The following is a 12251-nucleotide window of genomic DNA, read 5'->3' as shown; positions in this document are numbered from 1 at the left end:
CCGGCGCGGCACCACGATCAGCAACTCCCATGTGTCCGACATCGAGAAGGGCAAGGCTGTACCGAGGCCGTGGCTGCGCCGTACTCTCGACGAGATCCTGCAAGGTGGTGGCCGCCTGGAACGGCTCTGGGAGGAGCTCACCGGGTCCGGCCGACGGGCTTGGCTACACGAGATCGCCGAGCGCACCCACGGGGCGGATGCCCTGTACGAGTACCAGGCCCTGGTCTTCCCGGTCTACCTTCAAACCGAGGCCTACTCGCGTGCCGTGATCCGCTACGGCGCTCCTTGGCTGTCGATCAATGAGATCACCGAGCGTGCCCGACAACGGGCTCGGCGGGCACAGCAGATGGCCAAAGCCCTCTCCCCGATCATCTGGCTCGTGGTGGACCAATCCCTGCTCATGCGCCGTTACGGGTCACCCGAGGTCCAGCTGGAACAGCTCCGGTACGTGGCGGACCTGGTGGAGGCGGAACGGGTCAACCTCCTGGTCGTCCCCGTGGACGAACCCCGGCACGCGGGCAACAACGGCCCCTTCCGGGTCATCACCTCGGCCGACCAACCCGAAGTGGTCTACGTGGAGTCGGCCCACCAAGGTCAGATCATCACCGCGACCAACGAGGTGGGGCGCTACCGCATGTGGTTCGCCGCCCTCCAAGGGGCGGCGTGGGGACCGGATGAGACCCTGAGAGCTATCCGAGACGAGATGAAGAGGATCAACGGTGACTGACTGGCACAAGTCGTCCTACAGCGGCGGCAACAACGAGTGCGTCGAAGCTCGGGAGCACCAGGCCGGGGCCGATGTGCGGGACACCCAGAACAGGGAGCTGGGCCACCTGTCCTTCACCCGCGAGGAGTGGGGCGCCTTCATCGGGACCACCCTCCACCACCGGTAATCCGTTGGGCGACGACCTCATCGTTCTCCAGGTCCTCTTTGCGGGTCGGGACCACCATCACCCTCCGCCCTCTTCATCGAAGAACGGAGCGTCGGCCGCGACCCGACCGTCGGCTTCGATCTCCGGATACGCGGGAATGCGAGGCCAGGTGTCGATTTCCATTCGGGCTCCGTCCAACGTGAAGCCGTGCCGACGGTTCTCCTGGTAGGCCTTGGGGTGTAACCGAGTTCGCCCAGCAGGGCGTTGGCGGTCTCGAAGTCGCCGGCCTCCGCCCCACAGAGTTCAGCGCAGCCGCAACTCATACACCGCGCGACCACGGCCAGGCCCCTTGAAATCGGTGCGGACAAGGACTCCGTTGACTTCCTGATCACCGGGGACGTTCAGGAAGCCCAGGGCCGGCCAAGTAGCGTGGGCCGCCTCGTTGTCCGGTTCGGACGTGAGGTAGAGACGACGGCACCCCCACTCCTCCGCCTGGCACCGGACACTCCGCAAGAGCGCCCGTGTGACGCCCTTACGGCGATGCCGCGGATGCGCGACGACGTCCTGCACGTAGACGTCCGCAGGATCGTCCTGGCTTCGGAAGGCCACCACCGCTCCGATGACGGTGCCATCGTCATCGATGGCCAAGGGGCAGGTAGAGGAGAACAGCGTGGCGTAGAGCCAGTAGTCGGAGAGAGTGCGTGCGTGCAGGTGGGGGCCTCCCAGCTCCATGAGCCGCTGGACCTCGCTGACGTGTTCGAGTCGAAAGGGGGTGACGATCACGGGCTGTTCCTCTCGTTCCCTTCCCCAACGGTCCATTATCGAGAGAGCGGACCGACCGCTTTCCGGTACCCGGTGAGCTCATGCGACCACGCCGAGGCATCGGCCCGACCTTCCTCAAGCCCGGATTCGGCCGTACCTCGCACCACACTCCGGTGACAACACGGGATCACCGCCGGGTCCCGGATCTGCAGGGCTCGATACCCCGGGTGGCGGCCACAGCCGGCGAGCGATGGGCGTGGCGGTCACGCGTGCGAATGGGAGAATCGGGCGACCGGCTCCCACGTTACGTGCTACTTCTCGTGTCACGGCTGGTCGGAAAACTCACCCACCGGCAGCCAAGTCCCGTCACCCATCCCAGGGCCGAGAAACCGGTCAGGTCATCGAACCTCTCCGGTTCCTCGGCATCGAAGTCTCCGCAACAGGGTTGGCGGGCGCCCGAACAGGAAAGGCACGGAACACACCGGGCCCGCGGGGAGGCCGGGGTGTGCGCCGACCAGGGTCCGCGCCGACCGACGCCCCGCTTCCGACCGCGGGCCGCGGGGAGGGAATCCGTGAACCGGTCCACCGACGACTCCATGCGAGGCACCGATATGGGCATCGATCCGAAACCGCGCAGCCGCACCGTCACCGACGGTGTCGAGGCCGCCCCCAGCCGTGGCATGCTCCGGGCACTCGGCATGGGCGACGGCGACTGGGACAAACCGCTCATCGGTGTCGCCGGCTCGTGGAACGAGATCACCCCCTGCAACCTCTCCCTGGACCGTCTCGCCCGCGCGGCGAAGGGCGGCGTGCACGCCGGTGGCGGCTACCCCCTGGAATTCGGCACGATCTCCGTCTCCGACGGCATCTCCATGGGGCACGAGGGCATGCACTTCTCCCTCGTCTCACGCGAGGTGATCGCCGACTCGGTCGAGACGGTCATGCAGGCGGAGCGCCTGGACGGGTCGGTCCTGCTGGCGGGCTGCGACAAGTCGCTCCCCGGCATGCTCATGGCGGCAGCACGCCTGGACCTCGCCTCCGTCTTCATGTACGCGGGCACCATCGCGCCCGGGTGGGTGAAGCTGTCGGACGGTACCGAGAAGGACGTGACACTCATCGACGCCTTCGAGGGCGTCGGAGCCTGCAAGGCCGGGCGGATGGGCGTCGATGACCTCGACCGGATCGAACGCGCCATCTGCCCCGGCGAGGGCGCCTGCGGTGGCATGTTCACGGCCAACACCATGGCGGCGATCGCCGAGGCGATGGGCATGAGCCTGCCCGGTTCAACCGCTCCCCCGTCCGCCGACCGGCGCCGCGACCACTACGCGCACCGCTCCGGTGAGGCGGTGGTCGCCATGCTCGAACAGGGAATCACCGCGCGCGACATCATGACGAAGCAGGCGTTCGAGAACGCCATCACCGTGGTCATGGCGCTCGGCGGATCCACCAACGCCGTCCTGCACCTGCTCGCCATCGCCCACGAGGCGAAGGTCGATCTCGAACTCGACGACTTCAACCGGATCTGCGACCGCGTCCCCCACATCGGCGACCTCAAGCCGTTCGGCAGGTACGTCATGAACGACGTCGACCGTGTCGGCGGCATCCCTGTTCTGATGAAGGCGCTCCTGGACGAGGGCCTCCTGCACGGTGACGCGCTCACCGTCACGGGCGGGACCGTCGCGGAGAACCTCCAAGAACTCGCACCGGATCCGATCGACGGAAAGGTCCTCCACCGCCTCGACGACCCCCTCCACCCCACCGGTGGCATCACGGTTCTTCGCGGTTCACTCGCACCGGAGGGGGCGGTCGTCAAGACCGCGGGGTTCGACACCGCGGTCTTCACCGGCCCCGCGCGTGTGTTCGAACGCGAACAGGCGGCGTTGGAGGCGTTGAGCGCCGGTGAGATCCGCAAGGGGGATGTCGTGGTGATCCGCTACGAGGGTCCCAAGGGCGGCCCCGGGATGCGGGAGATGCTGGCCATCACCGCCGCCATCAAGGGCGCGGGGTTGGGCCGCGACGTCCTGCTGCTGACCGACGGCCGTTTCTCCGGTGGCACCACGGGCCTGTGCGTGGGCCACATCGCCCCGGAGGCGGTCGAGGGCGGCCCCATCGCCCTCATCCGCGAGGAGGACCGCGTCACCGTCGACATCCCCGAGCGCACCATCGCTCTCCACGTCGACTCGGAGGAGCTCAAGGCGCGCCGGGCCCACTGGCGGCCTCTGCCCAACAGGTTCCCGGAGGGTGTCCTCGGCAAGTACGCGAAGCTCGTCCGCTCCGCGTCCACCGGCGCCATCACGCAGTGACCCGCGGAAGGGGAGCGTGCGCACGAGGCCGCGGTGGTCGATCTGTTCGAGTTCGTGGGCGTCGCGAACGCTGAGGACCCGGGCCGTGGGAACCCCGGCCTCGGAGAGGATCTGCTCCCAGTCGGCCGCGCTCCGCTTCACCAGGTGTTCCTCGATCACCTCGCGCAGCTCGGCGCGGTTGGCCTTGCGGCTCTCACGTGTGGCGAAGCGGGGGTCGTCGAGGAGTGCGGGGGCGCCGATCCGGGGGCACAGGATCTCGTACTGTTCCTGCTTGTTGGCCGCGATGTTGAGCATGCCCTCGGCGGTGGAGAAGGTGCCGGAGGGCGCCGCGGTGGCGTTCTCGTTTCCGATCCTGGTGGGTTCCACGCCGACCGAGAGGTGGTTGGAGGCGCCCCGCCCCAGGGCGGTGATGGCGGTCTCCAGCGTGGAGACGTCGAGGTGGGGCCCGGCCGGTGCGTTCGCGATGGGCGAGGGCGCTGCCGATGGCGAACGCCTCGGCGACTCCGCCCATGACGTCGGCGATGGGGAAGCCCGCTCGCAAGGGGCCCTCTCCTCGGTTCCGGTGGCGTCCAACATGCCGGAGAGCCCCTGGATGATCTGGTCGTAGGCTGGGCGGTCACTCAGCGGGCCGTCGGCCCCGAAACCGGAGACGGCGCAGTACACCGGCCCCGGATTGATGTCTCGTAGTTCGTCCCATCCGAACCCCAGGCGGTCCATGACCCCTGGACGGAAGTTCTCCACCGGCACGTCCGCGTCGCCGATCAGGCGCCTCATCACCCGCCGCCCCTCGGCGGACTTCAGGTTCAGGGTCAGTGACCTCTTGCCCGCGTTCTGGGCGAGGAGGGAGGCGCCCAGGCGCTCCCGGTGGCACCGGTGCTCATCGCCGTGATCCTCGGTCCCTTGGCGGAGACCGAACTGCGGCGCGGACTCGCGATCGGGCAGGGGGACGTGGGTGTCATGTTCACCGGCAACATCACCCTGGGCGTCCACGCCGTCATCCTGCCGGCCGTGGGCATCGTCGTGGTGGCGCGGCTGCGTTCGTCACGGCGCCCGGCGGGCGCGGAGGAATCGAAGACCTCGTCGACCGTGTGAACCGAAGGCATGGCCGGTCGGGAGGGGCCACGCGCTCCCGACCGGCCGCGGGGAGCTCGGACGGCGTCGGTCGGTTCACCCGTTCGCCGGCGGCCCGCTCTCGCGGTCGTCCTCCCCCTGATCGGGTTCGGAGTCCTCCTCCGACGCCCTCACCGCAGCGGCGAGCCGGTAATCGACGTGGATGTTCCGATACACCTCCTCGGAACGAACCCGCCAGGGCAACCCGTCGCGTTCGCGGACCGAGAGGCTCTCGCGTTCGGGGGTCCCCCGCGCCCTGGTCTGGACGTCCGGTTCCTCGTGGAAGACCAGTTCCTCCGCCGACGCCGCCGCACGGATCTCCACGTCGTCCACTCCGTCCTCGTGGCGGCGTCTCATCCGTCGTCCTCCTCGTCGAAGTCCCCCACCACGTCGCCGACGGCGCTCGACGTCTCCTCCAAGGCCCTTCCGGCGCCTCGTCCGGCCCCCGCGACGGCCTCACCTGCGCCTCGCCCGGCCCCAGCCACGGCTTCACCTGCGCCTCGCCCGGCCTCCGAGACGGCATTACCGGCGCCCTGCGACACCTCGTCGAGCGACCTCTCCACCCCTCGGGCCACGTGTTCGATGATCTGCGGGTTGGAGTCGATGGTCTTGAGGACCCGGGCGATGATCTCCCGCACGTTGTCGAGCTGCACCTTGAGCAGCGCCTGCGCCTCGACCCCCTTGATGGTGAGGCCGACGTGGCCGAGTTGGACGTCCACGCCCACCTTCAACCGGAGCAGGTCCAGCACGTCGGCCTCCAGTGAGACGGAGGCCGCGAGATCCTCGACGTCCAGTTCGATCTCGTCGACCTTCACCACCGGGATGTCGAGGTAGACGTCGGGATCGTCCTTGGCGGAGGCGCGGGCGGATCGCTCGGATCGCTCGGATCGTTCAGACCGCTCCTCGCGCGGCCGCGGCACCTTCTCCTTCGCCTTCACGGAGCGAGGCCCCTCCAGGGGGCCGGTCTCCGCTTCGGGCTGTTGTTCGGGCCGCAGCCCCGGCCCCTTGTGCCTCCTGCGTCCCCCATGGCGGGTACGACGACGCGTGGAACCACCGGCCCCGTGACCATCCTGAGCGTCCTGCTGCATTTACTCCGCCCCCTTTCGAGCGGTGGGGTAGGTGCGCGTCGACCCGACGGCGTCAGGCGCCGCAGATCGAACCGAGAGTCCGATTTGCACCTTTTGCGAACTATGTGTTCGCGCCCCTACCCCGCGCCCCGCCGGCGGAAACGACGGCATGTCACCCCGCAGAACCCCGCGGTTCGGCACCCGTGCCTCACCCGGCGGTCTTGAGATAGGGCACGTCGCGGGTGAACTCCCGAAATCCCACGCCGTAGTACAGCCCCCGCGCGGAGGGATGCGCCGGCGCGCCCAGGCAGGCGACCACCATGCGCTCCGCCCCCGCCGCCCTGGCCCGGTGCATGCCGTGCAACTGCAACGCCGTCCCCAGACCCTGACGCCGGAAGTCCACGTGGGTGCCGACCGGCTCGAACTCGGCGGAGCGAGTGGCCTCGTCCAGCCAGACGATCGCGGACGCGGCGAGTGTCCCGTCCGGCGCCTGCACCAGCAGGTGCAGGTCGCCCCGGTACGGCCAGGTGCCCTGAACCCTCTCCAGCCCCACCTCGCTGAACCGGGAGTTCGGCCATGCGTCCCGATGCGCCTTCACCGCCTCGGACGCCGACACGTCCTCGGCCGTCACGAACCGGAACCCCTCGGGCAACACCGGTTCCGGCACCTGGACCAGGTCCCTTTCGTTGGTCTGGATCCAGTGCCCCTCGTCGCCCCCGTCCTTGTCGTCGAACACGAATCCGTGCGCCTCGACCCGCCGACGCGCCTGAGCGTCGGCGATCTGCACGATCATCGTCCGGTCGACGTCACCGGCCACCTCCTCGTACCAGTCCAGGACCTCGTCGATCAGCTCCGGACGGTCCGGCTCCGTCTGCCAGACCAGCTCGGCCGACTTCCTCTCGCGGAACGTCCCGTCTCCGCGCGGGATCCGGTACGGCAGGCGCGCCCACCCCCAGGCGACCGGCCGGTCGTCGGCGAACCACAGCCGATGCCGCCAGTACGACCCGTACGTGTCGTAGCCCATGCCCCAGACCCAGGCCAGTTCGCCGACGGTCGCGTCGCCGTTGACCAGTTCCGGCCGCACCGCCGTCACCCGCTGGGACAGATCCTGCATCAGACGCAGTTCGGCCCTACTGAAATCTCCCATGCCGGCAAGCCTCGCAAGAGCGTCCCGCCCTGTCGAAGGTTTTTCGGCCACGACACGGCCACCACCAGCGACCATGTGAACCCACCCACCAAATCACCCGTTTTCGCCCGAAAGGCGGGAGATCAGACCTTTCAGACTCCATAGAATTCCCCTCATGGAGACCTCCACCCACGCTTCCTCGGCGTACCCTCCCCCGGTTCCCCCGGCGCCCCTGGCCGGTCGTTACCGGTGCGCCGACGGCACCCGCGTGGACGACCACACGCTGCTGTTCGAGGCCCGGGACCTCGTGGCGAACACGCCGGTCCTCGTGCTGCTCGACGAGACCGACACCGAGCACTCGGACGCACCCGCCACGCGTTGGGGACGACTGCGAGACATCGACCACCCCGTCCTGCCGAGGACCAGGGACCACGGAGTCGAAGCCGGCCGGGCATGGGTGGTCTGCGACGTACCCGCGGGCGAACCCCTCAAGGACATCGTCGGTGGCCGGTTCGGCGAACGCGTCTCCAGGCGCGAGGCCCTGGACGTGATCGACACCCTCCTGTCGGTGTTGGAGGAGTTCCACGAACGAGGGCTGGTGCACGGGGCGGTCGGTCCCGACACCGTGTTCCTGGCCGACGACGGTTCGGTGCGCCTCCTGCCCCTGGCGACCGCTCCCGCCCTGACCGTGACGGACCCCGGCGAGGACGTCCGTGCCGTGGGAGAGCTGCTGCGCGCCATGATCGCCGGTCTGGGAGCCGAGGAGGCCGACGGAGCGATCTCCGAGGCCGGTGACGAGTTCGCCCTCCTGGTGGACAAGGCCACCGCGGCCGACCCCGACCACCGCCCGCGCGACGCCGGCCGCTACCGCGCCCTGGTCCGTCGAGTACGGGAGCGACTCCCGGTCGCCCCCGGTCGGCACGCCGCGTCCGGCGCGTCGTCGGCGCCCGCCGACGGCGGATCCACAGAGCCTTCCGAGGAACCGGACGATTTCGAGCACGCCCCGCCGGCCGAGAGGACCAAGGGCCGCCGCACCCTCTTCATCACGGCGGCCTGCGCCGCCCTGCTCCTCCTCGTGGCCGCGTCGCTGACCTGGTCCCTCACCTCCTCCGACGACGGAACCGAGGCGGCACCGGTCGTGGCCACCATGCCCGACCTGGTCGGATTCAGCCCCGAGGACGCCACCGAACACATCGACGGACTCGCCGTCTCCCCCGACGTCTCCTACGACCAGGTCCATGACGACGACGTGGACGCGGGTCTGGTCGCCGCCACCACCCCCGAACCGGGTGCCTCTCTCACCGACGACGACCCGGTGACCATCGTGGTGGCCATCGGTCCCGAGCGCCTGCCGATGCCGGACCTGGTGGACCAGAGCGAAGCGGACGCCCGTCGGACACTGGCCGACCTCGGTTTCACGGACGTGACGGTCACCCAGGAGGCCTCCGAGTCCGTGCCCTCGGGGACCGTGCTGGAGACCGAACCCGAGGCGGAGGAGACCGTGGACTATGACACGCCCGTGACCCTCACCGTCAGCGAGGGCGTCACCCTGCCCGACCTGGTCGAAAGCAGCGAGGCGGAGGCCCGCACGGCCCTTGAGTCCCTCGGCCTGACCGCCGAGGTGGTGGTGTCCGAGGAGTCGGAGAGCCCCGAAGGAGAGGTCGTCTCCCAGTCCCCGACCGCCGGCGCGATCGTCGAGCCCGCGTCCACCGTGGTCCTGACGGTCTCGCCCGGCCCCGAGGACGACGAGGCCCAGACCCTCGACGAGCAACCGCGAAACGATGCTTCGGAGTGGGAGGACGAGCGGCGTGACCAGGGCGACGGACAGGACGGGGACCCCCTGAACGGGGACGCCCGGGAACCGGAGGAGGAGTCGCCCGAGACGGGCTCGCCCGAGCCCACGACGTGCACCTCCGAGCCCTGGTCGGAGGGCGGAAGCTACTCCGAGGGGTCGCGGGTCGTCCACGAGGGGCGCGAGTACGAGGCGATCTGGTGGACCGGCCGCATCTCGCCGTCGGAGAGTTCCGAGTGGGGTCCCTGGAAGGAGATCGGGACCTGCTGAGGCGGGCGGCCGAACTCCTCCACTCACGCCACAGCGGTGTCGGCCGCCGGATCGATCTGATCGGTGAGGGGTCGGGATCGACGTCACCGGGCCCGACGGGCCGCTCCGGTCTCGGTTCGCCCTCGCCGCCCGTCGGGTGCTCCGCACCCGACCACTCCCCGACTCGGCGTCCATGTTCGCTTCGTGGGAGCACGGCACACGACCTGCCACGTCGACACGTTCACCACGGTCGCCGCGGACACCACCGCACCGGGCGCGAGCGAACCGCCGGTCACCGGCCGACCGTCGGTCGCCGCCCGGACCTTCGCGATGATCCGCGCCGCGACCTACGAACACACCTCGGACGACCCTTCCCGGTGGCCCCTGGGGATCGGTGACCTCCCCGGCACGCCTGCCGATCCGATCCGCCGGGGTTTCCGAGAGGCTCGCAGTACGGAGGCCGCCCCGAAGCGCCATGGCGGTGTCGAGATCCCCGGCGACCACCAGCCGACCCCTGAGACACCGATGGCGACCCGGAACCCTCCTGTGCGGTGCCCACGCGCACAGACGGTTCCGAGCCGCCTCGACTTCCCATCACAGAGCCCCGCCAGGCTCTGCCCCGGGTACGTCCGATCTCGGGACGAACACTTCTCTCATCGGCTCGGAGCGCGCCGCCACCGCGATCGGCCACCCTGCTCTGTGACCTGCACGGCGATGACACGACTCCCTGACCGCTTTGCGGGCCCCGCCCCACCGCGGGGCTCCGTGAACGGTCCGTCCTGCTCCCTCGGACCGCCACCGATGTGTCCCTTCCACCCGAACGGGCGCCACATCGGGAGAGAAGGCGTCGTCTTCCCACCAGGCGGCCCTCGGCGGTCCCCGAGCCGTGGGAACGGTGTCCTCCACCCGTCCTCGACGACCACACGGAACGGTCGGATACCCGGTCCGTTCCCCCCGGTGGGAACGGACCGACTCACCGCCGACCCGGCGTGGAACGCCTGGGACCAGGTCGTGGACTCCGACATCATCGCTCTCCCCCGCCCGAAGGGAGAGGTCGTCGGAAGGCACGGGGCCTTCCATGGCTTGGGAGGGTGCGGTCTCCAGGGCGCGCCCGTCATCGGCGACGGACCCGGCCCGAGCCCGCGGCGCGCCGTGGTCGATCCTCAGCACCGGCGGATCGTCCTCGACGTCGAAACGACGCCAGGCCGCGCTCTGAGACTCGTCGCGGTCCCGGAGCAGCAGGTGGACGTGGGATTCATCCCGCTCCATCGCCCACCGGTAGGCCTCGGTCACGTCGAACTCCACGCCACCGTGCACCGGACAGGAGGCCTGTCCGCCCGTGACACCTCGGGTGTCGAGGAGGGCGCGAGCCGTCGGCTGGTCGTTCCAGGTGGCCCCGGTGTGGAAGGGGTCGACCCGATGCAGCTGTAGGACGGAATCGCCGACGCAGTCGTAGGACCACACCACTTCGGCGCGCAGCACGGCGGATTCCACGAGGCCGTCGGGTGCGGACTCGACCGGGAATCGGAACAGGGCCCTACGGGTGTAGGCGCGGTCCCATTCGAGGTGCCCGGTGCCCACGCTCGGCGTCTCGACATCGTCGTAGGCACGATCGGGGAAGGCACGGTCCACGTAGGTCCACGAGGCGCTCTCGACCTCGATTCGGCCACCGTCAGAATGCGCGGAGGCGAACGCGTCATCGGATTCGACCCGACCGGATCCCGCGCCGACCGAGGCCGTGTCACCGGCTTCGGCGGGGGGCTTCTCGTCGGCTGCGGCCGGAGCGACCGACGTCCCCAGCGCGAAGGCCAGGGCGTGAGCCGCACAGGCCGCCGTCGCACGGGCCAGGGAACGACGCATTACGGGTAGTGCCTGCACATTCTAGTAAAGTCCGAAAAAGAATCGGATCGGGGATTTTCACCCCGTTCCAACAACATGGAAGTTACCAAAGCCACACAGCCACCCACAAACCCCGGATATATAAATACCGACCTAAACCAGAATTACCTACACCAGAAAACCGGACGGACCCCATGACCCTTATTCGGCAACCACTGAACACCGGTTCTCATCGAACCGAAAGCCGGCCATCCCGCAGGTCGAAGCCCACTCCACACCGGACCGAGACACAGATACGGCCATTTCGGAACAGCATGAAAACCGAAACAGGTGGGCCCGGATTTTCAAGGTGGGATTCGTCGTCGCGCACCCGGTACGTCCGACGTTCTTCGTATCCAGGAGGACCCACCGAGGGTCCTAACGGGTGGTCGGATCGATGAACCGGCCTTGGGCTTGCGCTTCGGCGGCTGTGGCCGCTGCCTCGGCGAGACCCGCGTAGTCGGTCCGCACCGGCGACAACCGGTGCAGGCTGAAGAGCCCGATCTTCTTCTGGGCAGGATGCCGCTCGTTCAGGACCCGGGTGGGCAGCACGTAGAACGTCCACTGCGCCAGGTCCAGTGGGTCCAGCGTCCGCTTGTCCCGGTGGTGCAGCAGGCAGAAGACGTAGACGTCGGCGTGGCGGCGGACGTCGTCGGACCGGGTGTTGGTCCGGGCGTCCCAGGCCGCGCTGGGCGCGATCCCGAAGTCGACCTTCGAGGGCTTGTCCTGTGCCCATGACTGCAGGTAGGCGGACGACTTGACCTCCACCGTCCAACCCTGTGGGGTCCGGATGTCGACGGCGTCCCACTCCCGGCGCGCCTCCACCTCGGCGCCCAGGGCCGTGGCCACCAGGTACTCGGCCAGTACCCCGCGCACGGTGTTACCGGCCGGGTCCGAGTACGCCCATTTCCAGAACTCGCGCAAGGTGCTCACCTGCCGACCGTCGGCCGTGATCGGCTCGTCGCCGCTGCGCTTCTGGATGTCCAGCGGACCAAGGAAGGGATCCATGCGTAACCCCGGGGAGAGTGAGGGACGGGGGTCTTCCAGCGTCTCAGAGCGGACCTCGCCGTAGCGTTCGGGGCTTGTGGGGAG

The 12251-nt window shown here is 69.2% G+C and carries 12 protein-coding genes and 1 pseudogene; 5 read left to right on the top strand and 8 right to left on the bottom strand.

Translation table 11 applies throughout. The annotated features are described in order from the left end of the window. The coding region (locus K8V84_RS21270) for a DUF5753 domain-containing protein (protein ID WP_304077804.1) at window positions 1–727 on the top strand (727 nt) is incomplete at its 5' end. Further along, on the top strand, window positions 720–893 hold the full coding sequence (locus K8V84_RS21265) for a DUF397 domain-containing protein (protein ID WP_304077802.1): 174 nt from the start codon (window positions 720–722) through the stop codon (window positions 891–893). The genes K8V84_RS21270 and K8V84_RS21265, both read left to right, overlap by 8 nt. A gap of 57 nt (window positions 894–950) precedes the next feature. Here K8V84_RS21265 and K8V84_RS21260 read toward each other — a convergent pair. Continuing rightward, window positions 951–1156, bottom strand: a pseudogene (locus K8V84_RS21260) (hypothetical protein); the annotation flags it as partial. A gap of 19 nt (window positions 1157–1175) precedes the next feature. Then, window positions 1176–1655: a GNAT family N-acetyltransferase gene (locus K8V84_RS21255; RefSeq protein ID WP_304077797.1), complete on the bottom strand. Its 480-nt coding sequence runs from the start codon at window positions 1653–1655 to the stop codon at window positions 1176–1178. 551 nt (window positions 1656–2206) lie between these two features. Here K8V84_RS21255 and ilvD point away from each other — a divergent pair. Further along, the gene (gene ilvD, locus K8V84_RS21250) at window positions 2207–3937 is read left to right on the top strand and encodes a dihydroxy-acid dehydratase (protein WP_304077794.1); all 1731 of its coding nucleotides are present in this window, start codon (window positions 2207–2209) and stop codon (window positions 3935–3937) included. A gap of 193 nt (window positions 3938–4130) precedes the next feature. On the opposite strand, the gene K8V84_RS21245 is transcribed toward ilvD, so the two are convergent. Beyond that, entirely contained in the window at window positions 4131–4448 is a 318-nt protein-coding gene (locus K8V84_RS21245; protein ID WP_304077807.1) for a hypothetical protein, read from the bottom strand. A 353-nt stretch (window positions 4449–4801) separates the two neighbouring features. Here K8V84_RS21245 and K8V84_RS21240 point away from each other — a divergent pair, with 353 nt between their 5' ends. Next, window positions 4802–5029: a hypothetical protein gene (locus K8V84_RS21240; RefSeq protein WP_304077791.1), complete on the top strand. Its 228-nt coding sequence runs from the start codon at window positions 4802–4804 to the stop codon at window positions 5027–5029. Between the two features lie 75 nt (window positions 5030–5104). Here K8V84_RS21240 and K8V84_RS21235 read toward each other — a convergent pair whose 3' ends face one another. The 3 genes from K8V84_RS21235 to K8V84_RS21225 form a co-directional block, all read right to left on the bottom strand. Next, window positions 5105–5404, bottom strand: coding sequence for a hypothetical protein (locus K8V84_RS21235; protein ID WP_304077788.1), 300 nt, complete (start codon window positions 5402–5404; stop codon window positions 5105–5107). Further along, complete coding sequence (locus K8V84_RS21230; protein WP_304077785.1) at window positions 5401–6135, bottom strand: thioesterase; 735 nt, start codon at window positions 6133–6135, stop codon at window positions 5401–5403. Before K8V84_RS21230 ends, K8V84_RS21235 begins: the two co-directional genes overlap by 4 nt. 187 nt (window positions 6136–6322) lie before the next feature. Next, window positions 6323–7261: a GNAT family N-acetyltransferase gene (locus tag K8V84_RS21225; RefSeq protein WP_304077782.1), complete on the bottom strand. Its 939-nt coding sequence runs from the start codon at window positions 7259–7261 to the stop codon at window positions 6323–6325. Window positions 7262–7415: 154 nt separating this feature from the next. On the opposite strand from K8V84_RS21225, the gene K8V84_RS21220 reads away from it, so the two are divergent. Next, window positions 7416–9302 (top strand): PASTA domain-containing protein, encoded by a 1887-nt coding sequence (locus tag K8V84_RS21220; RefSeq protein ID WP_304077779.1) that lies wholly within the window; start codon window positions 7416–7418, stop codon window positions 9300–9302. 573 nt (window positions 9303–9875) lie between these two features. Here the strand turns inward: K8V84_RS21220 and K8V84_RS21215 are convergent. Next, window positions 9876–11141: a DNRLRE domain-containing protein gene (locus K8V84_RS21215; protein ID WP_304077776.1), complete on the bottom strand. Its 1266-nt coding sequence runs from the start codon at window positions 11139–11141 to the stop codon at window positions 9876–9878. Between the two features lie 396 nt (window positions 11142–11537). Next, window positions 11538–12251: hypothetical protein (locus K8V84_RS21210; RefSeq protein WP_304077773.1), on the bottom strand; the 714-nt coding region annotated here is incomplete at its 5' end.

Origin of the sequence: Nocardiopsis listeri (assembly GCF_020741345.1) — a bacterium.
Classification (GTDB): Bacteria; Actinomycetota; Actinomycetes; order Streptosporangiales; family Streptosporangiaceae; genus Nocardiopsis; species Nocardiopsis listeri_A.
This window is presented reverse-complemented; position numbering and strand designations above follow the sequence as displayed.

What these genes read in the sequence shown, in the direction of transcription:
- K8V84_RS21245 (WP_304077807.1), bottom strand. Translation starts at nt 4,448, where the DNA reads ATGGGCGGAGTCGCCGAGGCGTTCGCCATCGGCAGCGCCCTCGCCCAT.
- K8V84_RS21235 (WP_304077788.1), bottom strand. Translation starts at nt 5,404, where the DNA reads ATGAGACGCCGCCACGAGGACGGAGTGGACGACGTGGAGATCCGTGCG.
- K8V84_RS21230 (WP_304077785.1), bottom strand. Translation starts at nt 6,135, where the DNA reads ATGCAGCAGGACGCTCAGGATGGTCACGGGGCCGGTGGTTCCACGCGT.
- K8V84_RS21225 (WP_304077782.1), bottom strand. Translation starts at nt 7,261, where the DNA reads ATGGGAGATTTCAGTAGGGCCGAACTGCGTCTGATGCAGGATCTGTCC.
- K8V84_RS21220 (WP_304077779.1), top strand. Translation starts at nt 7,416, where the DNA reads ATGGAGACCTCCACCCACGCTTCCTCGGCGTACCCTCCCCCGGTTCCC.
- K8V84_RS21215 (WP_304077776.1), bottom strand. Translation starts at nt 11,141, where the DNA reads ATGCGTCGTTCCCTGGCCCGTGCGACGGCGGCCTGTGCGGCTCACGCC.